This is a genomic window from Herminiimonas sp. GW821-FHT09C12 (genome assembly GCF_059416385.1).
This window is the reverse complement of record NZ_JBWKPC010000002.1, coordinates 621,886-645,460: the sequence shown is the minus strand read 5'-3', so window position 1 is coordinate 645,460 and position 23,575 is coordinate 621,886. Positions and strand designations below refer to the sequence as shown.

Sequence of the window (23,575 nt, the reverse complement as noted above, 5' to 3'; positions counted from 1 at the left end):
GTTACGCTCTCCAGAGAATCTGCGCCGTCCATCCGGCGCAAGCGACCAGCCACAAGATCGTGGCAACCTGCAATGCGAGGCGTATAGAAACCGGTTTGATGTAATCCATCCAGATATCACGCATACCAACCCACGCGTGATAGAACAAGGAAAGGAAAGTCACAAACGAAAACATCTTGAACCATTGCTGAGCGAACAAGCCCGCCCAACCTTCATAACTGAAGTCAGTCGCGGTCAAGAAAGCGATCAGCAGAACCAGCGTATAAGATGCCATCACAATCGCGGTTACGCGTTGTGCCAACCAGTCTTTTAAACCGTAGTGGGCGCCGACGACCAGTCTATGTGGTCCGATATTGTCATTCGCCATCAGAATGCTCCAAACAATTTAAGTGCGACGAGTGCGGTCAAAGGCAGACTGAACGCAAAGACGATGACAGCCGATTTTTTTGCCGTGTTTTTATCCAGACCGACATGCACGTCCATCAACAAGTGACGAATACCCGCACAGAAATGGTGCAGATAAGCCCATGCCAACGCGAGGATAATCAGTTTGACGAACCAATGAGAAGCTATGCCCTTGAAATGCTCAAAAGAGGTTTCTGACAACAAACTTTTATCGAGCAAAAGCAAAATGAATGGCAGCAACACAAACATCAAGGCGCCACTGACGCGGTGCAATATCGACAAAATCCCGGCTAAGGGCAAACGATAATGACCGAGGTCAGTAATGTTGATGTTACGGAACTGCTTCTTGCTTGTTTTGAGTGAATCAGACATGGCGTGACTTTCCCAAACGAGATGAACCGCTGATTTTCACCGATTTTGGTGCACCACACCAATACATATTATTTGTCATAATGTGCACCAACATAATGTATTACTCATACGTACTGATCTACCTATTTAATAATTAATCGAATAAAAATGCATATTGCGATGCATGCTTAATTCAACTCATTGCGATAATGATAATTATTTGTCACATAAAAGGAGCGTCGCACCTCGACCGGCTTATCACCATAACTAAATGAAATCCGCGTCACACTGAGTAAAGGCGTATTGACCGGCAATTGCAATAAATCCGCAGCAACTTGATCGGCAACCACGGCCTTGATGTTTTCGACCGCACGTATCATTTGCGTACCGAACTCAGTTTCCAGCAAAGCGTACATAGGCCCTTTGTATTGCAATACGCGCTCAACCGATAAACCTTTGAAAATCGATCCCGGCAACCAAAGCTCTTCTAAAATCGTTGGTGCACCATCGAATGTCTGCATGCGCTTGAGAAAAACAACTGAATCCCCTGCCTTGATATCAAGCTGGCGCGCAATATCTGCAGGCGCACGCAAGCGCTTGGCATCAATAATGGTGTTATCGGGATAAAGTGGTTCGCCAACGTCGGGCTTCAGACGCAAGAAACGGAACTGCGCACGTGCTTCATGATGCGTTGCGACAAATGTGCCCTTCCCTTGCCGGCGCACGACGAGATTTTCCGCAGAAAGCTCATCAATGGCTTTGCGCACTGTGCCTTGGCTAACCTTGAAGCGAGTTGCCAAGTCCATTTCGCTCGGAATAAGCTCGCCAGGACGCCATTCACCGGATTGCAGACTGCGCAGTATCAATGCCTTGATTTGCTGATAAAGCGGGCTGAATGTTGGGGAAGAACTCGCAGCCCCGCCAGCAGCAGGGCTGGCTGCATTTTTATTCGGCGAAGAAGTAGGTGCTGAACTCATAGTGTGGATTTCACCACAAAACCACCTTTGCCGTCTAGCAAAAGATGGAAATTAACATGTCTTATATAAGACATAAGATATATATTGACAGCCAAATCACAGAAGCCTAAACTCGCGATCAACACAGCCCTAACCTCTTTCCGCTATTCGGATCGAGGTCAATTATTGACCAATGCATTTAAATAACCGCGCTGACTTCTCAGGTATACAACTGTATCATTGCGCCACGCGGAATATTTTCCAAATACCTGACCTTAACTTCATCATTACCTTGGAGATTCAACATGGCTAAAGCCCCAATGCGTGTCGCCGTTACCGGCGCCGCCGGCCAGATCGGCTATTCCCTTCTGTTCCGCATCGCTAACGGCGATTTGCTTGGTAAAGACCAGCCTGTCATTTTGCAATTGCTGGAAATCGCCGATGAAAAAGCACAAAAAGCGCTGAAAGGCGTGATCATGGAAATCGACGATTGCGCGTTTCCATTGCTGGCTGGCGTAACTGCACACAGCGATCCAATGACAGCGTTCAAGGATATCGACGTCGCATTACTGGTAGGTGCACGTCCACGCGGCCCAGGCATGGAACGTAAAGATCTGTTGGAAGCAAATGCACAAATTTTCACGGTACAAGGCAAAGCGCTGGATGCAGTCGCATCGCGCAACGTCAAAGTACTGGTGGTTGGCAACCCAGCCAACACTAACGCATACATTGCGATGAAATCGGCACCTAACCTGCCAGCGAAAAACTTCACCGCCATGCTGCGTCTAGATCACAACCGTGCCTTGTCGCAAATCGCGGCAAAAACCGGCAAGCCAGTCACCGCAATTGAAAAATTGACGGTCTGGGGCAATCACTCGCCAACCATGTATCCAGATTATCGCTTCGCAACGATCGATGGCAAATCGGTTAAAGATGCGATCAACGACGAAGTCTGGAACAAAGACGTATTCCTGCCTACAGTTGGCAAACGCGGCGCAGCCATCATCGACGCACGCGGCGTATCTTCCGCGGCATCGGCTGCCAATGCTGCCATCGATCACGTACGTGATTGGGTACTCGGCACCAACGGTAAATGGGTCACCATGGGTATTCCATCGGACGGCTCCTACGGCATTCCGAAAGACACCATCTTCGGTTTCCCGGTCACTGTTGAAAACGGCGAATACAAAATCGTTCAAGGCCTGGAAATCGATGCATTCTCGCAAGAGCGCATCAATCTGACCCTGAAGGAATTGATGGAAGAACGTGAAGGTGTGAAGCATCTCTTAGGCTGATGTTCACAGCGATGGACAAGTGATCGCAGGATCGCTTGTCCATTTTTCTCGTAGCAAGTCTGACCATTACGTCATTAACGCACCACACATGCATCCTTCAGAAGTCCTCTTTCAAGGCAAATGTCCGCCGGTTTCTATCCCGGTATGTGATCACTATGCCGGTTCCGAAAAATTGATGCGCAAATCCCTGGCGCTGCAACAGGAACTAGGTCCGGTCTTCGACATTACATTTGATTGTGAAGATGGCGCAGCACATGGCAATGAAGCCGCCCATGCGCATTTGCTCGGCACACTCGTTGCCGGCGAAGAAAATTTATTCGGCCGAATTGGTGCTCGTGTACACGACGTCACCAGCGAATTCTTCGAGCAGGACATCGAAATCATTCTGCAACACGCAGCGCAACGACTAGCCTATTTAGTCGTGCCTAAAGTCGATAGTGTTGCCGATGTGGAAAACGCGATTACGCTCATCAATCATCATGCAAAAAAGCAAGGCCGTGACAATTTACCCGTCCACGTCTTGATAGAAACGCATGGCGCACTCGCCGACGCATCTGCCATTGCCGCCTTACCGCAAGTTGAATGCTTGTCCTTCGGCGTGATGGATTTTGTTTCTGCTCACTACGGTGCCATTCCTGGTAATGCCATGCGCACTCCGGGACAATTTACGCATCCACTATTGGTGCGCGCCAAGCTGGAAATCGCAGCCGCCTGCCATGCTCATGGCAAAACACCGTCGCACAATGTCACAACCGAAATCAACGACACCTCCGTCGTTGCCAGCGACGCACATCGCGCCGCAGCTGAATTTGGCTATACACGGATGTGGAGCATACATCCGAGCCAGATCAAACCGATATTGAAATCATTTGCACCACGACTATCCGAAGTGAACGAGGCGGCAGAAATACTGTCGCAAGCACAAGCCGTTCAATGGGGCCCGATACAACACAATGGAAAGCTGCACGATCGCGCCAGTTACCGTTATTACTGGACGATATTGCAGCGTGCGCAGGCCAGCGGAATACCGCTGCCTGAATCAGCACACACTATTTTATGAATACAGTTCCTCTGCAGAAAAATTACTGCAGTTGAATCAATTACTGGAGATTCCGGCATGAAAAAAATACTCTGCGCATTTCTGATGATCGGCATGTCGTCGGCAATCGCTCCTGCTTTTGCACAAGCAAGCGCCGCAACCTCAAGCACGACCACCAAAAAACCAGTTAAAAAAACAGTCAAGAAAGCAGCAGCCGTTGCAGCTCCTGCTGCCGCAGCAGTCGCCGATGATGATAACCAGGAAGATCTTGGCGAAGCCAATATCGAAGGCTCTGTTGTGACCAACTTCAACTGCGAGCTTGGCAACAAGGTCACCATCTACACCAACGATAACGACGACAAGCACATCGCCATCCGCTGGAAAGACAAAGTCCATCGTTTAGGCCGCATCGGCACCAGCACCGGCGCAAACCGTTTTGAAAATCGTAAAGCAGGTCTGGTATGGATCAACATTCCATCCAAAGCCATGCTGCTCGACTCAAAGAAAGGCCAGCAATTGGCCAATGAATGCAGAAATCCAGAACAAGCAAAAGCACAAGCCACAAAAGGTTGAATAGTTACAGCGATGCCGCAAGCCGCCGCCGAAATCTGACGGCATCGTGCATTAAATTTCGTATCGGTTATTAGTATTAAGGAGAAATCATGTCGCGCAATACATTGAATACACTCAAGGAATTCAATATTTCAGGTTCCAAAAAAGGCGAGTTCTACTCCTTGCCTGCGTTGGGCAAAAAACTCGGCGTGAACGTTTCCCGTTTGCCGGTTTCCATCCGTATCGTGCTGGAATCAGTACTGCGCAATTGCGATGGTAAAAAAGTTACCGAGGAACACATCAAGCAATTGGCCAACTGGTCGCCAAATGCTACTCGCACCGATGAAATTCCTTTCGTCGTTGCACGCGTTGTGCTGCAGGATTTCACTGGTGTGCCATTGCTGGCCGATCTGGCTGCCATGCGCAACGTCGCCAGCAAATTGGGCAAGGACCCAAAAGGCATCGAACCATTGGTGCCAGTAGATCTGGTCGTCGATCACTCGATTCAAATCGATCACTTCCGTCAAAAGAATGCGCTCGACCTGAACATGAAACTGGAATTCCAGCGCAACAATGAGCGCTATCAGTTCATGAAATGGGGCATGCAGGCATTTGACACCTTCGGTGTTGTGCCACCAGGCTTCGGCATCGTGCATCAAGTCAATCTAGAATACCTGGCGCGCGGCGTACACAAGAAAGACAACGTTTACTACCCAGACACACTGGTCGGTACTGATTCGCACACCACCATGATCAATGGCATTGGCGTAGTCGGTTGGGGTGTCGGCGGTATTGAAGCGGAAGCTGGCATGTTGGGCCAACCGGTTTATTTCCTGACACCTGACGTTGTTGGTGTGAACTTGACAGGTCAATTGCGTGAAGGTGTGACTGCGACCGATCTGGTCCTCACCATCACTGAATTGCTACGCAAAGAAAAAGTTGTCGGAAAATTCGTCGAATTCTTCGGCGAAGGTACAGAATCGCTGTCGTTGACCGACCGCGCTACCATCGCCAACATGGCTCCAGAATACGGCGCAACGATGGGCTTCTTCCCTGTCGATGATGCAACCATTGATTACTTCAAAGGTACAGGTCGTACCAAAGCTGAAATCGACGCGTTCGAGTCCTATTTCAAAGCACAAAACCTGTACGGCGTACCAAAATCCGGCGAAATCGATTACACCCATGTCGTCGCGCTGGACCTCGGTTCCGTTGCACCATCATTGGCTGGTCCTAAGCGTCCACAAGATCGTATCGAAATCGGTCACGTCAAACAAAACTTCGCAGATCTGTTTGCCAAACCAACGTCGGAAAACGGTTTCAACAAAAAGATCGAAGATCTGGATGCGGTCTATACCAACAGCGACGGCGTTAAAGTCAAAAACGGCGATGTGCTAATCGCAGCCATCACTTCCTGCACCAACACATCAAACCCAAGCGTCTTGCTGACTGCAGGTCTGTTGGCGAAGAAAGCAGTCGAAGCAGGTTTGAAAGTATCGCCACACATCAAGACCTCGCTCGCGCCTGGCTCACGTGTTGTGACGGAATATCTGCAAGCTGCCGGCTTGCTGCCGTACCTGGAAAAACTCGGCTTCGGCGTTACCGCTTACGGTTGCACAACCTGTATCGGCAATGCTGGCGACCTGACACCAGCGATGAACGAAGCGATTGTGCAGCACGACATCGTGGCATCGGCCGTATTGTCCGGTAACCGTAACTTTGAAGCGCGTATTCATCCGAACATTCGCTCCAACTTCCTCGCCTCGCCACCGTTGGTTGTCGCTTACGCGATCGCCGGCAACATGACACGCGATCTGATGACTGAGCCAGTCGGTCGCGGCAAAGGTGCTGATGGCAAGATGCGTGACATTTATCTGGGCGATATCTGGCCAACCAGCCAGGAAGTAGCCAAGCTGATGAAGTTTGCGATGAATGCCAAAGTCTTCAAAGACAACTACGCACAAGTCAAAACTGCACCAGGCAAGCTGTGGGAAGGCATCAAGGGCGTCGCTGAAGGTCAAGTCTACGACTGGCCAACATCGACCTACATCGCTGAACCACCGTTCTTCAACGACTTCACGATGGAGCCAAAAGCGGCTGCAACCGGTATCACTGCTGCACGCGCATTGGGCGTCTTTGGCGATTCGATCACTACCGATCACATCTCGCCTGCCGGTTCGATCAAGGACACCAGCCCAGCTGGTAAATACCTGAGCGAAAAAGGCGTGATGAAAGCCGATTTCAACTCCTACGGCTCACGTCGCGGCAATCACGAAATCATGATGCGCGGCACCTTCGCCAACGTGCGTATCAAGAACTTGATGATTCCAGTCAAACCAGACGGTTCGCGTGTTGAAGGTGGCATCACTCTGCACCAACCTAGCGGTGAAGAAATGTCGATTTACGACGCAGCAATGCGTTACGTCAATGACGGTACGCCTACCATGGTCTTCGCTGGCGAAGAGTACGGCACAGGTTCGTCGCGTGACTGGGCGGCCAAAGGTACACAACTGTTGGGCGTTAAAGCTGTGATCGCACGTTCGTACGAACGTATCCATCGCTCGAATCTGGTCGGCATGGGTGTATTGCCATTGCAATTCCTCGGTAACGACAGCGTCACCACACTTGGCATCACAGGCAAGGAAACCTTCGACCTGAAAGGTCTCGAAGGCAATCTGCGCCCACAACAAGAAGTGACGCTGGTGATCCATCGTGCCAATGGCGAAGCGCAAGAAGTGAAAGTGCTGTTGCGCATCGATACACCGATCGAAGTCGATTACTACAAGCACGGCGGCATTCTGCCATTCGTTCTTCGCCAATTGCTGGCTGCGTAAGCTGACTTTATTTCATGCGCTTTCTGCGCATGGAATGCAAAAAGCCGCATGAATCATTCATGCGGCTTTTTTAATGTGTGGACGATATCTACACGCTTCATGTCCAAAGTCGCATGCAAGCACTTGGTGTCGGTGTAATCCACTACAATACAAGTTCATCTTCCTTCTGCAGATTATTCATTCATGCGTCGTCCGTCCAAAAATACTAGCCAGAAACTGTCTGTCGACAGCCAACGATTGGCAACGCTCGCCCAAGCCATCATTCAAGCCGCGAGCCGCCTGGAAGAACGTAACTGGGAACGGCAATTGGATACATTGCTGCGCAAGCTGTTAAAAAATGATCACCAAGACACCATCGATGCTGCACTCGATCATTTGTTCAAACAGGAATCTGCTGCCTACGACGCCTTGATGGAATGCGCGGAAGCCGCCAGCGAATCCTGTCAGATTGAACAGGATGGCGTACTTTACGATGCACTGCTGATTGCCATGCCGATATTGGCGTGGACACGATTTTCCATTGCGTCCGGTGCAATACCGACAGATGTGACCACGACTCTGTCCGCCCATTTACATGCACACATGTTGGCCACCGATACCAAGATGGTCATGGCATCTGCATTATTTTCAATCGATCAATTGCCACGCAATCATGCAGAAACTTTTGCATTCACGCACCGCATGGCGCAAGCGGCACTAAAAGGCGCCGCACTGAAGCAACCTACACAAGCGCCCGAAACAGCGCCCTTTCTCGCCGATACACGCTATCTGCTGGCCGTTGTCACTGCCGTCGCAGGCGAACCGCTATTCCGCTGGCAAGCGTCGGCTAATCTGGCAGAACGTGATGAAGCATTGGCGCAATGGAATGCGCAAGCCATGCCAAATATCGCGCGCTTGTTGCCAGGCTGCGGTATTGAGTTATTGCTGCCAGAAGCCTACTTCGTCGCCTGTCGCGAAGGCGACAAGCAAATCCGTCCGGCATCGATACGTGCAGCGGTGCATTACCTGACACATACGCTGAACGTAGAGCCCAGTGCATTGCAGGCGATTATCGGTAGCTTTGGTGAAGAATCCACAGACGGCCGCGTCGATGAATATCGTATCGGCTTTACGCTGGAAAAAGATACTGATGTGGTTTATGGCATCGTGTGGCCACTGTATGGCGAAGAAGATGATGCAGAGCTGCAGTATCGCAGCGTCGAAACATCAACAGATCCGGTGATCTCTGCTGACATCGAACGCAAGTCGCCAATTGAAGAAATTCTCGCCCTGCTGGAAGAATGCGGCATCGTGAATGTCAAACGCCACACGGAATGTTTTGCAATGGAGTTTTGCGACGATTGTGGCTCGCCACTCTACGCTGATATGAGCGCAGAATTGGTCCATGCAGAAATGCCAGAAGGCGCGCCTGCAGGATCAACACATCTGCACTAAGATCAGCGCGCCATCTATTAAACCAAACTTACCAAGCAGTAAATGGGTGGCGCAATAAATTGGCATTGAAATAGCGCGGGTCGTCCGTCACTTCTTCGGCGACCCAATCCGGCTGGCTGAAGACCTGCCCTTCACTTTCCAGCTCGATCTCGGCCACAACCAGACCTTGGTTATCGCCAAAAAATTCATCCACTTCCCACACCAGACCATCGTGAACAATGCGTGTCCGTGTTTTCTCGATTAACGGTCGTTCGCATAAACCATTCAGCAACTCATCGGCCTCATCAATGGGAATCGAATATTCCCATTCGCCGCGCGTGATGCCGACCATGCGTCCCTTGATCGTCAAGGTTGCCGATGTATCTTCGATACGCACACGCACGATACGATCACGATCTGACGAAAGATAACCCTGGCGTATTGCAACAGCCTGCCCCAATTTTTTCCAGTCCGTACCCCGAACTAAAAATTTACGTTCTATCTCGACGCTCATCTTGCACCACGCTCAAGATGATCCAGAATCGGTGACAGTATTTCTTTACCCAGATTCGCACTGCGCGCACCATTCCAGCCGACTTTCGGTTCTGGTAAGCGTGCGTTGTCCTTGAATGGCATCTCCAGCGTCAAAGAAACGCATTTGAATGTATGGCCTATGTATTTGGAAGCTAGCTTCAGCATATCCGCACGATACTTCCCTGCGCTATAACCAACCTCGGTTTGAAAGTCTTCACTGGCACGCAAAAATTGCTCGATGAAATTTTCCTGCTCGCTGGCTTGTTGTGGCGAAAAACCTTCCAGCATTTCACTCCCGGCCACGAAGACATAAGGCAAGCCTTCATCACCGTGTATGTCGAGGAACAGATCGCAACCGGTTTCATGAATTTTATTTTTGACATGAAATACCTCTGGGCTGCTTTCCAGTGTTGGCGTCATCCACTCGCGATTCAGATTGGCACCTGCTGCATTGGTGCGCAAATTTCCATGTATCGCACCGTCCGGATTCATATTCGGAACGATATAGAACACAGCATGTTTCAATAGTTTTTGCGCAAGCGCATTTGACTGATCAAGTAAAGCATCTACCATACCTTCCGCAAACCATTCCGCCATCGTTTCACCTGGATGTTGACGTGCGATCACCCATATTTTTTTCGATGCTGATGGATCACCGATCACCAGCACATTCATATCGCGACCTTCAACGGTACTGCCCAAATCCTCCACACGTACTAGTGCAGACATTTGTGCACGCGCCAGTAAATCCAGATGACGCTCCCATGGATATGGCTCGAAGTAGGCGTAATACACGCTGTCGAATTGCGGCGTATGTGCAATCGTCATGACCTTGCCATCGAAGGCCGTCGCAACACGAAACCAATTCTTGCGATCGTAACTGGCAACAGCCTGATAATTTTTCCAGCCATCCGGATAAGTAGCATCGCCTGCATTCAGAAAACGCAATGTACAGCGCTCTCCACGCGTGCCTTGCAGACGGAAATAAAACCACTGCGCAATATCTGCATTGGAATCCTTGCGCAAATTAAGCTCGATAGATTGCGCCGACTCGGCGCGCAGCACATCGATTGCTCCGGCATCGAAATGGGAACTGATTTTGATAGTCATCACTTGTTTCCGAATGGTTGGCTTGATCATGGCCAACAGGATAGCGTAAAGCCGTTGATTGTTGATGTGGTATTGGATTTTTTGAGAAAGTTAAGAAGCAGACTATGCGACTCAACTAGATATTGCGGAGAATTGGTGCCGGTATATTTTCGAACCGCCGGCTCCGGTAATTGCAACGAATGTTATAGATACTCAACGGATATAGATATCGGACACGTCTGATTGTCACGTAGGACAAGCGGTAGTGCAATTACTCCATGGAGACAATATATTCAGTGCAAGAATTCTTCTCGTTAAATATAGGGATGATATTCGCTCTGAATAAACGTCAGATCAAACCAAACTCTTTCATCGCTGGCAGGAGATTCGCATTCTTGTGACCAGAACGCGTTAGCTTGATCAATGCGAATCGTTGCAGATCACTCAGAGAACGCCACTGTGCAACTGTAGGTAGTGGCAGAGCAAGTTCAGTAAGGCTGGCAATGACAGCTGGTGGAATCAGCTGCGTATTTCTCCAGGCAGGAGATGTATCAATTTCTACAGACTCAATTGCTGCATCTGGATTATCGGCATGCGGTGCCAGCATCGCAGTCAAACGCTCACGATAGACACGCTGTTCAGCGTCAGACGAGCATGGCAAGGTCACCAGTAATTCGCGCTCGTCACGACTCAAGGTGATCCATGCTGTGAGAGAAATTCTAATTCCGCATGCATCCAAATTGAAGCGCATGACCATGGGAATACGACGCAATGGATAGCGTCCATCTTGTTCGAAGTCAAAAAGTCCCTGCATGATTAAACGATGCCGCCAATAACAAATGTATCTGCTCGACTGACTACATCTTGAGTCGTACTGTTCTTCATTCTTTTCTTCTAAAACCGTTATCGTTCATTGCTCGTTAAAGCCATGTCTTTGCAAAATCTCCTGCCCTGCCGATGACAGAACAAAATGCACAAAACGCTTGCCCTCTTCAGATTGCGAAGCCGCTGCAATTCCGTAAGCACTGCGCACATTCAAGTCATCCGGTATCCGCACCACATTCAACTCCGGCAAGGTTTGCTTCGTTACAAGAGCATTGGTGCGATACATGATGTAGACATCGGCTTTATCGTCTTCAAAAGCAGTAATGTAAGGCAGCTTCTCGCCAGCTACCGGCATGCTTGCACCGGATAATTTCAAAGCCTTGGCACTGAGTGTTTGATAAAACCCTGGCTGCTTTTTATCTGCATTCTGAAAGAACTGCCAAGTGTAATCACCCATAGGATCACTTAACGGCGTAGAAGTCGCCACCCGTACCGTCGGATCCGTCAGCAATTCCAACAGATTATCTTCACGCACATCTAGTTGCGGCCGCGCAAGCACGCACAGCTCGTTATGTGTAAATACCGTTGATGCCGCAAGCAGCTTTTGCTGCGCCAGTGCTTCAGTATGATCAGTCGATGCTGAAGCGAATACATCCACTTTGGCACCCGCTGCTATCTCTTGCTTCAACTTCCCCGACGGACCGTACTTCGCCTTAAAAACAGCACCACCCTGCGCCTGATAAGCGATGATGATTTCATCCATCACAGTGCGCAAGCTACCGGCGGCCAACAGTAATGGAGGATTGATCATCAGTGAAGTTTCTGCCTGCGCCATAAAGGAGTGAATTGAATCACCATGATCATTCTTATTGTGAACATTTTGACAAAGGTTTTCATCAAAGCAGCGAGTGCATGGCCAACTTGCCTGCCATAGTACGCATCATTGCAAACATCTCCAATATGCGTATCTTTGCATATAGGTACCATCCGCATACCTGATATGAATGCACCTGCACGAATCTTCGCCACATCGCCAACCTGCCTCCCAAAATCCCTAACTCTTTGATTTAATTGATCTGCGTGCAGGAATTCGTACATACCGATCACCTTGTCCCACTACGGATCAGATCGCCTAAATAGAGCCAAATTTTGGCTGAGTCCTAGTTTGTGAAAATTGAATGTTTTCATTTTCACACCATATCGTAGTGAGTTTTAGAGTTAGAAAATTCCTGTTCCTGCTTACATCTAACGCACTTCGGCATAAGCTCGGCGTAAGTTAGTGTGAGTAGTATCAAGTTGCATAAAACAAGAATTACACGTCTGCCACAAGAAGAAGCTAGGAATGTCGCCCTCGTCTAAAAGCCTCAGTGGCATTGAAACTTGTCGTTTTTTAAGTCCAATCTGCATCCTGCCAAGCAAAAAAATCAAGGCACGACAGATCATTTGCGTGGAGACCGCGATATGTTCAGGAATAAAAACAAAAGTTTTCCCCGGTGGCTAACACGGGCCGCGACGCTGTTGACAGCAGTTGCTGTGGGTGTCGGATTAGCGCTCGGCACCTGGCAACTGACCGACAGCACATTGGCATTGCCCTGGCTGCTGTTGATAGCAGCGCTGGTCAGCGCTAGTTTGCTCGAGTTGCTGCATCATCGCGGCGGCGGCAAGAGTCTGGACTTTGTTAACAAGGTAGGCAGCGAAATCGATCACATCATGATCGGTGCTGCCGAGACTTCTTTTTTCGTCGATTCGATCAAGAATAAAATTGCGCAGGATGTGCAGGCGGCCAATGGCATCGTTGCAGGTTCAGAGCAAAATGCCAGCACCACTGAGCAAATTGCCGCCAATGCTGAACGTGCCTCCCAAGTTGCGGCCGAAGTGCGTACGGAAAGTGTCGCTGGCCGCGCTGAGGTCAATCTGGGACTGGAACAGATCAGCAAGGCGCGCGATGATGCACAAGCAGCGTCGGAAATGATGCGTGTACTGCAGGACAAATCACGTAGCATTCATGGCATCACTGAAGTCATCAGTGAAATTGCTGCCCGCACCAATTTGCTGGCACTCAATGCAGCCATCGAAGCGGCTCGTGCCGGTGAACATGGGCGCGGTTTTGCGGTAGTTGCTGGCGAAGTGCGGCAACTGGCGCAACGGACCAAGGAAGCAACTGATGATATCGGCTCCATGGTAAGTGCCATCAATGTCGAGGCAGAACGAGCCACCGCTGGTATGCATGCGCTCAGTAGCAAGGTGATGGAAGCTTCACAGAACGTAGAACGGGTGCATGGATTTCTCGGCAATATCGAGCGTGCCGCTGGCAGCTCCGAAGAAGAGATACAGCAAATTGCACAAGCCTCGCGTGAGCATGTGGAAACCACCCATAAAATTGCCGCTGCTATCCTGAAAATCCGAGACGGCATGTTGGCGACAGATACAGAATTGCCACGCGTTGCGGCATCTGCAATGGCCTTGTCGGAGCGCGCCGAAGTAATCTACGACGCGATAGCCGAAAGCGGAGCAGCTACCCAGCACGATCAGATTCGACTGGTTGCAAGCGAGGCGGCGCGTCAGATTGGAACCATCTTCGAGCAAGCCATCGCTAACGGACGCATCACTCGCGAAGCTCTGTTTGACCGGCAGTATCAGCCATTACCGAATACATCGCCACCCAAGCACACGACTCAATTCGATGCTTTCACCGATCGCGTTTTACCAGAGGTACAGGAACCACTACTGCAAGCAATGCCGCAACTCGCTTATGCTGGAGCCGTCGATGACAACGGCTACTTCCCGACCCATAACAGAAAATTTTCCAAGCCACTGACCGGCGACTACGATGTCGATCTGGTGAATAACCGCACCAAACGCATCTTCACCGATCGCACCGGCAAGCGCTGCGGCTCCAATACCAAGCCGTTCTTATTGCAGACGTATAAGCGGGATACCGGCGAAGTCATGCACGATTTATCCGTGCCTATTTATGTGGATGGAAAACACTGGGGTGGCTTCCGCATCGGTTACCGTTCCAGTTCGGTAGAGCTTGCGCAACCAGCAGCAGTTGTGACGATTGCATCACCGCCAGCAACTAGAACGCCGTTGCGAGTTGCAGATCGTGCGGAGGCTAAGCAGCCACGAGTTGCGCGCATTTCCGCGAGAAGATCTTAATCGAGTCAACTGATTGATTGGATCAATGCGGCTATTAGAAATTATGGACTCTCCTTGGGAGGATGCAACTGCGGATTTATTTTCTGCAGCTTTTCCAGCAAACTTGCATCGGATACCTCTCCAATGCGAGAGTCCATTAAATTACCGCTTGCATCAAAAAAATATGTTGAAGGCATCCCTTTAACTCCAAATTCCTTCCCAGCGACACCCGATGTATCCATGAGTACATTTCTCATCGTTAGGTGATTTGATGTCAGGAACTGCTCTACCTGTAACTGCGACTCACCCTGGTTAATAAACACAAAATTAACACCCGGATTCTGTTGCTGTGCCTTCTCAAGAACTGGCATCTCCCTCTGACAAGGTGGACACCAGGTTGCCCAAAAATTGATAACCGTAGGCTTGCCCTTAAACCTTGCCAGATAAACTTCATCGCCATTCATTGAATTAAGTTTCAAATCAGGAATAGGAAGCGCATCCTTGGTCAACATTGCCAAGGCGACAGTTCCAGCTATCCACAGCAAACTGGAACCGAGCATCACGAGGAGTAGCGGCTTCCTTAAATAAGTTTTCCCCTTAATCAATAGAAGCGCGTATGCCCATGCAGCTACAACACCCGCCTGCACGTTCCAACCGCCATCTCGTATATCAAGAATGTCTAATGGACTGGAGAAATAAGCCGATCTGTACTGAATGACAAATGCAATACGAGCCGCCAATACCGCGACAATAAGAATCTTAAAAAAATGATTCTCGATCGTCTTTTCAGTACCCTTATCCACACGCTTCGCAATGACGTTTCCGAAGAAGACTGCTGCTGCAATCAAAATGAGTGAGTACGGAATCGCGAGCGGGCCGATTTGTAAAGATGATGTCATCGATTGCCATCCTGTCTAATGAACTGAAAAAAGCTTTGTACTAGGTCGGAGGATGAGAAAGTTACTCACGCTAGACTCAACGGATGGATGCAACCCTCAGTCTTGCTGTAAGTGTTACTTTGGAATGCACCTAAGGACGCAGTAAGGATTATTAGATCTTTAAAAACAAAAAGGCCAATCTAGTGATTGGCCTTTTTGTTTTTAATTTTATTGGTCGGGACGGAGTGATTCGAACACTCGACCCCTTGCACCCCATGCAAGTACGCTACCAGGCTGCGCTACGCCCCGACAAGCGAAAAATTATACCAGAGCAGCAATATATTTTCGTCATGTACCAGCGTGAAATTCTTGCACTAACGCAGTACTTATTTCAGCAGCGCCAAAATCTCGATCAACTCATTGCGGATGGCTGATAACTGACCGGAGTCGGCTACTACAGCAGGTGGAGCATCATCGTCCAAGTGTGCATCCAGAATACGGCTATCCAACTTATTGCGTGCGCCACTGATGGTGAAGCCTTGTTCGTACAGCAGTTCACGAATACGACGAATCAGCAGCACTTCATGATGCTGATAGTAGCGGCGGTTACCGCGACGCTTCACTGGTTTCAACTGCGTAAATTCCTGCTCCCAATAACGCAGGACGTGCGGCTTCACGCCACACAATTCGCTGACTTCACCAATGGTGAAATAACGTTTTGCGGGAATCGGTGGCAATGCAACCAATTCTGGTTTCTGGATCCGTTCGTTCATTTAATTCAGGCTGTATGCGCGAGCGGTTTTTGGCTGGAATCCTCTACCATGCCCTTAAGCTTTTGGCTCGCATGGAAGGTGACGACGCGACGCGCCGTGATTGGAATTTCTTCCCCGGTCTTTGGATTACGTCCCGGACGCTGCGGTTTGTCACGCAACTGGAAATTGCCGAATCCGGACAATTTGACCGCTTCGCCACGTTCCAGTGCGTTACGAATTTCATCGAAAAACGTCTCGACCATATCTTTGGCTTCGCGTTTGTTCAAACCAACTTGCTCAAACAGCAACTCAGCCAACTCAGCCTTGGTCAAAGTTGGCAAGTCTTTTTCAGCTTGCGAACGCACCTGCGCCTCTAACATCGCGCGGTTGAGATCGGCAGCTAATACTGATTGGAGTTCGGCTGAATTCACGTCGTTCATATTATTATTCCCTGCCTCTTTATGCACGCAATTTAGCCCCATGCTTTGTACTGGCGGCAGCAACAAATGCAGCCATTGCGGCATCGACCAAATCATCTTGCAGGGTTAATTGAGTATCTTGTAAGGTGAAGCGGAAAGCAAGGCTTTTTTCATCCGACTCCAATCCCTTTCCACGATATTCATCAAATAAAACAACCACTTGCAGAATATGACAAACTGGATTAGCTTGCTTTTCAGCAACAAAGCTATCCATCAAATCCTGCATGGAGACTGTTTGTTTGACGACCAAAGCCAGATCCCGTGTTACTGCCGGGAACTTGGAAATCTCTTTATAAGAAGGTATGTCCACTTGCTGCAAGGCATCTGCATCAACCTCGAACAAAACAGGCGCTAGCGGCAGATCGTATTTTTGCTGCCAACGTGGATGCAATTCGCCAATAAAGCCGACTACTTTGCCTTCAAGCAAAACGCTAGCGGAGCGTCCTGGATGCAATGCTGGATGCTCGACTTTGGTAAAGGTCAGCTTCTTCGGTGCAAACAATGCTTCCAGATCAGCTTTGACATCGAAGTAATCAACATTGCGTGATGCTTGTCCCCATTGCTCTTCAGCAATCGAACCGTAGGCCATCGCAGCAACGCGTTTAGGCTGATCGTAACCGGCAACCGATAATGGACCATCTTGTTTTTCATTGTTGCGCAGATACACAGCACCAATTTCAAACAAACGAATACGGCTGACTTTGCGATTCAGGTTGTAGCGCACATTCGCGATCAAACTACCGATCATCGATGAACGCATAACACTCATCTGACTAGCGATCGGATTCAACAATTTGATCGGATTGGTATTGCCGGCAAAATCGGCTTCCCATGTTTGCTCGACAAAACTGAAGTTAACTACTTCCTGATAATCAGCATCGGCCAACTGGCGACGAACAGTAAACAAGGAGCGAGTATTCTCTGGACGAATGCGCATTGCACTCGCAGCGACTGGCGGCAAGGCTGGAATATTTTCAAAACCATAGACGCGCGCAATCTCTTCGATCAGATCTTCTTCAATCTCGATATCGAAGCGATACGATGGCGGCGTCACCGAGAACACGCTGTCTTTTTGCGTGAAGCTCAAGCCGAGTCGCGTAAAGATATCTGCAATCAGTTCATCCGTCAGCGGCACACCGATGACTTTGACTGCGCGTGCAGTACGCACACTGACAGGTTCGCGCTTAGGCAAATTGACGATGTGATCATCGATAGGGCCAACAGCTGTTTGATCTTTCTGGCCGCAAATTTCAACGATCAATGCCGTGATGCGTTCCATGTGTTCAACCGTCGTCGCGAAATCAACGCCACGTTCAAAACGATGCGCTGCATCGGTAGAGAAGTTAAAGCGACGGCCACGACCTTGAATCGCATTTGGATACCAGAATGCTGCTTCGAGGTAGATGTCTTGCGTCTCCAGCGATACAGCACTTGCATCACCACCCATGATGCCGGCCAGCGATTCGATTTCTTTTTCGTCAGCGATCACACCTATCCACTCATCGACGGCAACGGTATTACCGTTCAACAGTTTCAACGATTCACCGGCTTTGCCCCAACGAATATCCAAGCCGCCGTGGATTTTGCTCAGATCGAACACATGCGTAGGACGACCGAGTTCCAGCATCACGTAATTGGAAATATCAACCAGTGCCGAAATCGGACGTTGACCACTACGTTCCAGACGCTGCTTCATCCAGTCTGGTGTTTGTGCTTTAGCGTTCAAACCACGAATGATACGGCCGGAGAAACGACCGCATAAATCAGGAGCAGAAACCGTCACTGGCAATACGTCAGTAATCGTTGCCGGAACTATCTGATAGGTCGGTGCTTTCAATGGCGTACCGGTCAACGCGGATACTTCACGCGCAACACCCAATACCGACAGACAATCCGCCTTGTTCGGCGTCAGCTTGATCGTGAACTTCAGATCGTTCAGTTGATAGTAATCACGGAAATTTTGACCGATCGGTGCGTCGGCGGGCAAATCCATCAAGCCGCCCTGCTCGTCCGACAATTTCAATTCTTTTGCCGAACACAACATGCCTTGCGATTCCACACCGCGCAATGCGCCGACTTTGATTTCGAACGGTTTGCCGTCTTCACCTGGCGGCAAGATTGCACCTGCCATTGCACAGACAACCTTCATGCCGACGCGCACATTAGGCGCACCACAGACGATGTTGAGCATGGTGCCGGTACCAACATTGACCTGACACACATTCAAACGATCAGCGTTTGGATGTTTGGCGACTTCCAGTACTTCTGCCACCACCACATTCGAGAATGGTGGCGCGACCGGCTCAACCTCTTCGACCTCGAGGCCAGACATCGTCAACAAGTGTGCCAATTCGTCCGAAGTCATATTCGGATCGACCATCGTACGGAGCCAGCTTTCGGAAAATTGCATGATTAAAACCTTTTGCCACAGACGTCACAAAAATACAGAAAGAATCAGAGCAGGCGCTCTATAAGCGCGCTCCGGCTTGTCACTGCTTTTAGTTGAATTGTTTGAGAAACCGCAAATCGCCTTCATAAAACAGGCGCAGATCGTTGATGCCGTAACGCAGCATCGTCAAGCGTTCCAGACCGGAGCCAAACGCGAAGCCGATGTATTGCTCAGGATCGATACCCATATTACGTAACACGGTCGGATGCACTTGACCAGCGCCAGAGACTTCCAGCCAGCGACCTTTCAATGGGCCGCTACCGAAAGCAATATCAATCTCGGCCGACGGTTCCGTGAACGGGAAATACGATGGGCGGAAACGCACTTGCAAATCGTCGGTTTCGAAGAAGGCTTTGACGAAATTGAGGTAGACGCCTTTCAGATCGGCGAAGCTGATGTTTTCATCAATCCACAAACCTTCAACCTGATGAAACATCGGTGAGTGCGTTGCATCACTATCGACGCGATAAGTACGGCCCGGCGCAATCACGCGGATCGGTGGTTTATTCATGCGCGCATAACGCACTTGCATCGGACTGGTGTGCGTACGCAGCAGCAATGGCTTGCCTTGCGTATCGTTGCCGTCGATGTAGAAAGTATCTTGCATCGAACGCGCTGGATGATTCTCCGGGCTGTTCAATGCGGTGAAATTGGTCCAGTCATTTTCAATTTCCGGGCCGTCGGCAACATCGAAGCCAATCGAACCGAAAATTTCTTCGACGCGCTGCCATGTGCGCATCACTGGGTGTATGCCACCGGTACCACGACCGCGGCCTGGCAATGTAATGTCGATCGCTTCTGCGTTCAGACGCGCTTCCATCTGTGCATTCGACAATGCATCACGACGTGCGGTCAGCGCAGCTTCGATTTTTTCTTTGGCAGAATTAATGACAGCGCCCTGTGCTTTGCGCTCATCCGGCGCAAGCTTACCCAGGCTCTTCATTTGTTCGGTGATCTGTCCTGTTTTACCGAGGTACTTCGCTTTCGCGTTTTCCAGCGCGGCGGCATCATCTGCGGCGGCGAAATCGGTCTGGGCTTGAATGACAAGTTGTTCTAGGGGATTCATGCGGTATGTTTTCGTCCTTAACAAGGAAGCCGAAAAAGAAGCCCAAAAGGCTGTGCAAAAATAAAAACGGGACATAGGTATAAACCCTGCCCCGCTCTCGGATATTGCTGCACCGTCCGAAGACAGTGCATACGATCACAACTTAAGCAGCGATGGTAGTTTTCACCTGATTCACGATTGCCGCGAATGCTGGCTTGTCCATCACAGCCATATCGGCCAGGACTTTACGGTCCAGTTCGATGGATGCGCGTTTCAGACCATTCATGAACACGCTGTATGTCAGACCATGTTCACGCGATGCTGCATTGATACGGGTGATCCACAGTGCGCGGAAAACACGTTTCTTGTTACGACGATCGCGGTATGCATATTGGCCAGCGCGCATAACTGCTTGCTTGGCAATACGATAAACCTTGCTGCGACGACCACGATAGCCTTTAGCTTGATCGAGGACTTTTTTATGACGGGCCCGTGCTGTGACCCCACGTTTTACTCTAGGCATGATTGCTCCTGATTAATTGAGTGAGGTTAAGCGTTCGGCATCATTGCACGAACGGAATTCATGTTGGTGTCATGAACACCTACAGAGCCGCGCAATTGACGTTTGTTTTTGGTAGTTTTCTTGGTCAGAATGTGACGTTTGAAAGCTTGACCGCGTTTAACGGTTCCACCTGGACGTACACGAAAGCGCTTTTTGGCGCTGCTTTTCGTTTTCATTTTAGGCATGACACTATCTGTCCTTTGGGGACAGCTCCATTTTTAACATGATTGCAGGTGGCAGCAATTTCGCTACACTTGGATGCCTACTCTCACTTGTTATGCAGTGGAATCAAGTCCACTGCTATTTTGTGTAAATCGTCCGTTGCCGGACGACTCGCACGAAATTCTTACTTCTTCTTCTTAGGCGACAGAACCATAATCATCTGACGGCCTTCCATCTTAGGAAACTGCTCAACTTGGCCGTATGGTTCCAAGTCAGCTTTCAAGCGTTCCAACATGCGAAAGCCGATATCCTGATGGGCCATCTCACGACCGCGGAAACGCAGTGTGATCTTGGTTTTATCGCCATCTTCCAGGAATTTGATCAAATTGCGCAGCTTGATGTTGTAATCACCATCATCGGTACCAGGCCGGAATTTAACTTCCTTAACCAGAATGATCTTCTGCTTCAGCTTGGCTTCGTGCGCCTTCTTTTGTTCCTGGTATTTGAACTTGCCGTAATCCATCAGGCGTGCGACCGGTGGTTGCGCAGTTGGCGCAATCTCTACCAGATCGACGTTAGCCTCTTCCGCCAAGCGGAAGGCTTCTGCCAGAGTAACGATACCGAGTGCCTCGTTTTCGACACCACTCAAACGCAATTCAGGCGCTGTAATTTCACCGTTGATCCGATGCGACTTGTCAGTAGCTATTGCAATTTCCTTTTAAAATCAAATAATTAAGCCGTGCTCTTGCGCTATGGGTTGCCCCGTTAGGCTTTGGTTTCAGTCTCATTGTTGAGACGTTCCACCAACAAATCGACAGGCATTACACCCAGATCGACATTGCCTCGCGCTCGCACGGCCACTGTACCTGCGTCCCGCTCTTTATCGCCAATAACAATGATGTATGGCAGCTTCTGAACGGAATGCTCGCGTATTTTATAGGTTATTTTCTCATTACGCAAATCAAGGTGAACTCTAAACCCTTGTTTTTTCAGGTTTTGTGCAACAGCCTGCGCATATTCAGCCTGTGCGTCTGAAATGTTCAACACCGCGATTTGCACCGGAGCCAGCCATAATGGCAACGCACCAGCGTAGTGCTCGATCAAAATGCCGATGAAACGCTCAAGCGAACCAACGATGGCTCGGTGCAACATGATTGGTGTTTTACGAGTGTTATCAACGGCAACATATTCCGCGCCCAGACGACCCGGCATCGATGGATCGATCTGCACGGTACCTACTTGCCATGCACGACCTAGGCTGTCTTTCAGGTGATATTCGATTTTAGGGCCGTAAAACGCGCCCTCGCCCGGCAATTCAGTCCAGCTGACGCCACAGGCACGCAGCGCGGAACGCAGCGATTCCTCGGCGATATCCCAGCTTTCCTCAGTGCCGATGCGACTTTCCGGACGCAAAGCCAGCTTGACGTCGATATTTTCAAAGCCAAAGGCTGCATACACCGCCATCGCTTGCGCATGGAAAGCTGTTACTTCTTCGGCAATTTGTTCTTCAGTACAGAAAATGTGGCCATCATCCTGCGTAAAGCCACGCACGCGCATCATGCCGTGCAAGGCGCCGGACGGTTCATTGCGATGACACTGGCCGAATTCGCCGTAGCGCAAAGGCAGGTCGCGATAGCTGCGCATATCGCTATTGTAAATTTGCACATGGCCCGGGCAGTTCATAGGCTTGAGCGCGTATGAACGGTTTTCCGACTCGGTCACGAACATGTTTTCGCGATAGTTATCCCAGTGGCCGGTTTTCTCCCACAGGCCGCGATCCAGAATTTGCGGTGCTTTGACTTCCTGGTAATCGTTGTCCTGGTAAACCTTGCGCATGTATTGCTCAACTTGTTGCCAGATCGACCAACCTTTTGGATGCCAAAAGATCAAGCCTGGCGCTTCTTCCTGGAAGTGGAAGAAATCCAGTTGCTTGCCCAGCTTGCGGTGATCGCGCTTCTCGGCTTCTTCCAGCATGTGCAGATAAGCTTCCTGCTCTTCTTTCTTCGCCCATGCAGTGCCGTAGATACGCTGCAGCATTTCATTCTTGGAATCGCCACGCCAGTAGGCGCCGGCCAGCTTCATCAACTTGAATACTTTCAGCTTGCCGGTCGATGGCACGTGCGGTCCGCGGCACAGATCGGTGAACTTGCCTTCGGTGTAGAGCGAGACTTCTTGGTCTGCCGGAATGGATTCAATGATTTCAGCTTTGTAAGCCTCGCCTATCGATTTGAAATAGGCGACAGCTTCGTCGCGCGGCATGACTTTGCGAGTAACTGGCTCGTCTTTTTTCGCCAGTTCGGTCATTTTCTTTTCGATCGCGACCAAATCGTCCGGAGTGAACGGACGCTTATACGAAAAATCGTAATAGAAGCCGTTGTCGATCACCGGGCCGATGGTGACTTGCGCGTCAGGAAACAATTCCTTCACTGCATAGGCCAGCAAGTGAGCAGTCGAATGACGGATTACATCGAGGCCATCCGCATCTTTATCAGTAATGATAGCCAAATCACTATCCTGCTCGATCAGATACGAGGTATCCACGACATTGCCGTTGACCTTGCCGGCAAGTGCAGCTTTGGCAAGACCAGTACCGATATTGGCAGCAACTTGTGCCACGGTGACAGGCGTATCGAATTCGCGTTGCGAACCATCGGGAAGGCGGACTGTAATCATTTTGCGCTCCGTTTCAGCGAGGACCTGCATGCTGACGCTAGATTAAAATTGAACAACAAAAAATGCGGACGAAAAAAAACGCGGGCTAGCCGCGCTTTTTCAAATAGTAATGACGAAAAAGAACCCGACTTAGCGTCGCTCAGA

23 protein-coding genes and 1 tRNA gene are annotated in these 23,575 nt (G+C 49.8%); 6 read left to right on the top strand and 18 right to left on the bottom strand.

Going from position 1 to position 23,575, the window contains the following annotated elements:
- Position 1: 1 nt before the first annotated feature.
- The 3 genes from sdhD to AC07N2_RS12985 form a co-directional block, all read right to left on the bottom strand.
- Positions 2 to 367, bottom strand: a complete 366-nt coding sequence (sdhD, locus tag AC07N2_RS12995) for a succinate dehydrogenase, hydrophobic membrane anchor protein (protein WP_494778621.1) — start codon at positions 365 to 367, stop codon at positions 2 to 4.
- Positions 367 to 777 (bottom strand): succinate dehydrogenase, cytochrome b556 subunit, encoded by a 411-nt coding sequence (sdhC, locus tag AC07N2_RS12990; protein ID WP_076591524.1) that lies wholly within the window; start codon positions 775 to 777, stop codon positions 367 to 369. The genes sdhD and sdhC overlap by 1 nt, the downstream gene beginning before the upstream one ends.
- A 167-nt stretch (positions 778 to 944) precedes the next feature.
- Positions 945 to 1,733, bottom strand: coding sequence for a GntR family transcriptional regulator (locus tag AC07N2_RS12985; protein WP_494778620.1), 789 nt, complete (start codon positions 1,731 to 1,733; stop codon positions 945 to 947).
- 284 nt (positions 1,734 to 2,017) lie between these two features.
- Between AC07N2_RS12985 and AC07N2_RS12980 the strand changes: the two genes are divergently transcribed.
- The 5 genes from AC07N2_RS12980 to AC07N2_RS12960 all read left to right on the top strand — a co-directional run bounded on the left by AC07N2_RS12980 (position 2,018) and on the right by AC07N2_RS12960 (position 8,866).
- Positions 2,018 to 3,007, top strand: coding sequence for a malate dehydrogenase (locus AC07N2_RS12980; protein WP_076591526.1), 990 nt, complete (start codon positions 2,018 to 2,020; stop codon positions 3,005 to 3,007).
- A gap of 88 nt (positions 3,008 to 3,095) precedes the next feature.
- Positions 3,096 to 4,067, top strand: coding sequence for an HpcH/HpaI aldolase/citrate lyase family protein (locus tag AC07N2_RS12975; protein ID WP_494778619.1), 972 nt, complete (start codon positions 3,096 to 3,098; stop codon positions 4,065 to 4,067).
- 57 nt (positions 4,068 to 4,124) lie between these two features.
- Positions 4,125 to 4,619, top strand: coding sequence for a hypothetical protein (locus tag AC07N2_RS12970; protein WP_494778618.1), 495 nt, complete (start codon positions 4,125 to 4,127; stop codon positions 4,617 to 4,619).
- Between the two features lie 89 nt (positions 4,620 to 4,708).
- Positions 4,709 to 7,432 carry an aconitate hydratase AcnA gene (gene acnA / locus AC07N2_RS12965; RefSeq protein WP_494778617.1) on the top strand — a complete coding sequence of 908 codons (2,724 nt, stop codon included), beginning with the start codon at positions 4,709 to 4,711 and terminating at the stop codon, positions 7,430 to 7,432.
- Between the two features lie 183 nt (positions 7,433 to 7,615).
- Positions 7,616 to 8,866, top strand: coding sequence for a DUF2863 family protein (locus AC07N2_RS12960; protein ID WP_494778616.1), 1,251 nt, complete (start codon positions 7,616 to 7,618; stop codon positions 8,864 to 8,866).
- 28 nt (positions 8,867 to 8,894) lie between these two features.
- On the opposite strand, the gene AC07N2_RS12955 is transcribed toward AC07N2_RS12960, so the two are convergent.
- From AC07N2_RS12955 to AC07N2_RS12935, 5 genes are all read right to left on the bottom strand, one after another.
- Positions 8,895 to 9,359, bottom strand: coding sequence for a CYTH domain-containing protein (locus AC07N2_RS12955; RefSeq protein ID WP_494778615.1), 465 nt, complete (start codon positions 9,357 to 9,359; stop codon positions 8,895 to 8,897).
- Positions 9,356 to 10,489: a M14 family metallopeptidase gene (locus AC07N2_RS12950; protein WP_494778614.1), complete on the bottom strand. Its 1,134-nt coding sequence runs from the start codon at positions 10,487 to 10,489 to the stop codon at positions 9,356 to 9,358. Before AC07N2_RS12950 ends, AC07N2_RS12955 begins: the two co-directional genes overlap by 4 nt.
- Positions 10,490 to 10,817: 328 nt before the next feature.
- Positions 10,818 to 11,282, bottom strand: coding sequence for a nitrate reductase associated protein (locus tag AC07N2_RS12945; RefSeq protein ID WP_494778613.1), 465 nt, complete (start codon positions 11,280 to 11,282; stop codon positions 10,818 to 10,820).
- 96 nt (positions 11,283 to 11,378) lie between these two features.
- Positions 11,379 to 12,104, bottom strand: a complete 726-nt coding sequence (gene modA, locus AC07N2_RS12940; protein WP_494778612.1) for a molybdate ABC transporter substrate-binding protein — start codon at positions 12,102 to 12,104, stop codon at positions 11,379 to 11,381.
- Positions 12,104 to 12,391, bottom strand: a complete 288-nt coding sequence (locus AC07N2_RS12935; RefSeq protein WP_494778611.1) for a hypothetical protein — start codon at positions 12,389 to 12,391, stop codon at positions 12,104 to 12,106. The genes modA and AC07N2_RS12935 overlap by 1 nt, the downstream gene beginning before the upstream one ends.
- Before the next feature lie 363 nt (positions 12,392 to 12,754).
- Between AC07N2_RS12935 and AC07N2_RS12930 the strand changes: the two genes are divergently transcribed.
- Complete coding sequence (locus AC07N2_RS12930; RefSeq protein ID WP_494778610.1) at positions 12,755 to 14,452, top strand: methyl-accepting chemotaxis protein; 1,698 nt, start codon at positions 12,755 to 12,757, stop codon at positions 14,450 to 14,452.
- Positions 14,453 to 14,493: 41 nt separating this feature from the next.
- On the opposite strand, the gene AC07N2_RS12925 is transcribed toward AC07N2_RS12930, so the two are convergent.
- The 10 genes from AC07N2_RS12925 to thrS all read right to left on the bottom strand — a co-directional run bounded on the left by AC07N2_RS12925 (position 14,494) and on the right by thrS (position 23,431).
- On the bottom strand, positions 14,494 to 15,330 hold the full coding sequence (locus AC07N2_RS12925; RefSeq protein WP_494778609.1) for a prolipoprotein diacylglyceryl transferase family protein: 837 nt from the start codon (positions 15,328 to 15,330) through the stop codon (positions 14,494 to 14,496).
- Between the two features lie 211 nt (positions 15,331 to 15,541).
- Positions 15,542 to 15,618 (bottom strand) — tRNA-Pro (locus tag AC07N2_RS12920).
- A 77-nt stretch (positions 15,619 to 15,695) separates the two neighbouring features.
- A complete protein-coding gene (locus tag AC07N2_RS12915; RefSeq protein WP_494778608.1) occupies positions 15,696 to 16,082 on the bottom strand; it encodes a MerR family transcriptional regulator in 387 nt (128 codons plus the stop codon).
- Between the two features lie 5 nt (positions 16,083 to 16,087).
- On the bottom strand, positions 16,088 to 16,441 hold the full coding sequence (locus tag AC07N2_RS12910; RefSeq protein WP_456237242.1) for an integration host factor subunit alpha: 354 nt from the start codon (positions 16,439 to 16,441) through the stop codon (positions 16,088 to 16,090).
- A gap of 79 nt (positions 16,442 to 16,520) precedes the next feature.
- Positions 16,521 to 18,950 (bottom strand): phenylalanine--tRNA ligase subunit beta, encoded by a 2,430-nt coding sequence (gene pheT / locus AC07N2_RS12905; protein WP_494778607.1) that lies wholly within the window; start codon positions 18,948 to 18,950, stop codon positions 16,521 to 16,523.
- An 88-nt stretch (positions 18,951 to 19,038) separates the two neighbouring features.
- The gene (gene pheS / locus AC07N2_RS12900; RefSeq protein WP_494778606.1) at positions 19,039 to 20,055 is read right to left on the bottom strand and encodes a phenylalanine--tRNA ligase subunit alpha; all 1,017 of its coding nucleotides are present in this window, start codon (positions 20,053 to 20,055) and stop codon (positions 19,039 to 19,041) included.
- A gap of 142 nt (positions 20,056 to 20,197) precedes the next feature.
- A complete protein-coding gene (gene rplT, locus AC07N2_RS12895; protein ID WP_011871280.1) occupies positions 20,198 to 20,557 on the bottom strand; it encodes a 50S ribosomal protein L20 in 360 nt (119 codons plus the stop codon).
- 26 nt (positions 20,558 to 20,583) lie between these two features.
- Positions 20,584 to 20,781, bottom strand: coding sequence for a 50S ribosomal protein L35 (gene rpmI / locus AC07N2_RS12890; protein WP_076591540.1), 198 nt, complete (start codon positions 20,779 to 20,781; stop codon positions 20,584 to 20,586).
- A 161-nt stretch (positions 20,782 to 20,942) separates the two neighbouring features.
- A complete protein-coding gene (gene infC, locus AC07N2_RS12885) occupies positions 20,943 to 21,464 on the bottom strand; it encodes a translation initiation factor IF-3 (protein WP_076591541.1) in 522 nt (173 codons plus the stop codon).
- Positions 21,465 to 21,523: 59 nt separating this feature from the next.
- Positions 21,524 to 23,431, bottom strand: a complete 1,908-nt coding sequence (gene thrS, locus AC07N2_RS12880; RefSeq protein ID WP_494778605.1) for a threonine--tRNA ligase — start codon at positions 23,429 to 23,431, stop codon at positions 21,524 to 21,526.
- Positions 23,432 to 23,575 lie beyond the last annotated feature (144 nt).

Bases quoted from the DNA above. Each gene is read 5' to 3' on its own strand.
- AC07N2_RS12945 (WP_494778613.1), bottom strand. From the start codon at position 11,282: ATGCAGGGACTTTTTGACTTCGAACAAGATGGACGCTATCCATTGCGT.
- modA (WP_494778612.1), bottom strand. From the start codon at position 12,104: ATGATCAATCCTCCATTACTGTTGGCCGCCGGTAGCTTGCGCACTGTG.
- AC07N2_RS12960 (WP_494778616.1), top strand. From the start codon at position 7,616: ATGCGTCGTCCGTCCAAAAATACTAGCCAGAAACTGTCTGTCGACAGC.
- AC07N2_RS12930 (WP_494778610.1), top strand. From the start codon at position 12,755: ATGTTCAGGAATAAAAACAAAAGTTTTCCCCGGTGGCTAACACGGGCC.
- acnA (WP_494778617.1), top strand. From the start codon at position 4,709: ATGTCGCGCAATACATTGAATACACTCAAGGAATTCAATATTTCAGGT.
- AC07N2_RS12980 (WP_076591526.1), top strand. From the start codon at position 2,018: ATGGCTAAAGCCCCAATGCGTGTCGCCGTTACCGGCGCCGCCGGCCAG.
- rpmI (WP_076591540.1), bottom strand. From the start codon at position 20,781: ATGCCTAAAATGAAAACGAAAAGCAGCGCCAAAAAGCGCTTTCGTGTA.
- rplT (WP_011871280.1), bottom strand. From the start codon at position 20,557: ATGCCTAGAGTAAAACGTGGGGTCACAGCACGGGCCCGTCATAAAAAA.
- AC07N2_RS12975 (WP_494778619.1), top strand. From the start codon at position 3,096: ATGCATCCTTCAGAAGTCCTCTTTCAAGGCAAATGTCCGCCGGTTTCT.
- pheT (WP_494778607.1), bottom strand. From the start codon at position 18,950: ATGCAATTTTCCGAAAGCTGGCTCCGTACGATGGTCGATCCGAATATG.
- AC07N2_RS12915 (WP_494778608.1), bottom strand. From the start codon at position 16,082: ATGAACGAACGGATCCAGAAACCAGAATTGGTTGCATTGCCACCGATT.
- AC07N2_RS12970 (WP_494778618.1), top strand. From the start codon at position 4,125: ATGAAAAAAATACTCTGCGCATTTCTGATGATCGGCATGTCGTCGGCA.
- AC07N2_RS12955 (WP_494778615.1), bottom strand. From the start codon at position 9,359: ATGAGCGTCGAGATAGAACGTAAATTTTTAGTTCGGGGTACGGACTGG.
- AC07N2_RS12925 (WP_494778609.1), bottom strand. From the start codon at position 15,330: ATGACATCATCTTTACAAATCGGCCCGCTCGCGATTCCGTACTCACTC.
- AC07N2_RS12935 (WP_494778611.1), bottom strand. From the start codon at position 12,391: ATGTACGAATTCCTGCACGCAGATCAATTAAATCAAAGAGTTAGGGAT.
- thrS (WP_494778605.1), bottom strand. From the start codon at position 23,431: ATGATTACAGTCCGCCTTCCCGATGGTTCGCAACGCGAATTCGATACG.
- sdhD (WP_494778621.1), bottom strand. From the start codon at position 367: ATGGCGAATGACAATATCGGACCACATAGACTGGTCGTCGGCGCCCAC.
- AC07N2_RS12910 (WP_456237242.1), bottom strand. From the start codon at position 16,441: ATGTTAGAGGCGCAGGTGCGTTCGCAAGCTGAAAAAGACTTGCCAACT.
- AC07N2_RS12950 (WP_494778614.1), bottom strand. From the start codon at position 10,489: ATGACTATCAAAATCAGTTCCCATTTCGATGCCGGAGCAATCGATGTG.
- AC07N2_RS12985 (WP_494778620.1), bottom strand. From the start codon at position 1,733: ATGAGTTCAGCACCTACTTCTTCGCCGAATAAAAATGCAGCCAGCCCT.
- sdhC (WP_076591524.1), bottom strand. From the start codon at position 777: ATGTCTGATTCACTCAAAACAAGCAAGAAGCAGTTCCGTAACATCAAC.
- pheS (WP_494778606.1), bottom strand. From the start codon at position 20,055: ATGAATCCCCTAGAACAACTTGTCATTCAAGCCCAGACCGATTTCGCC.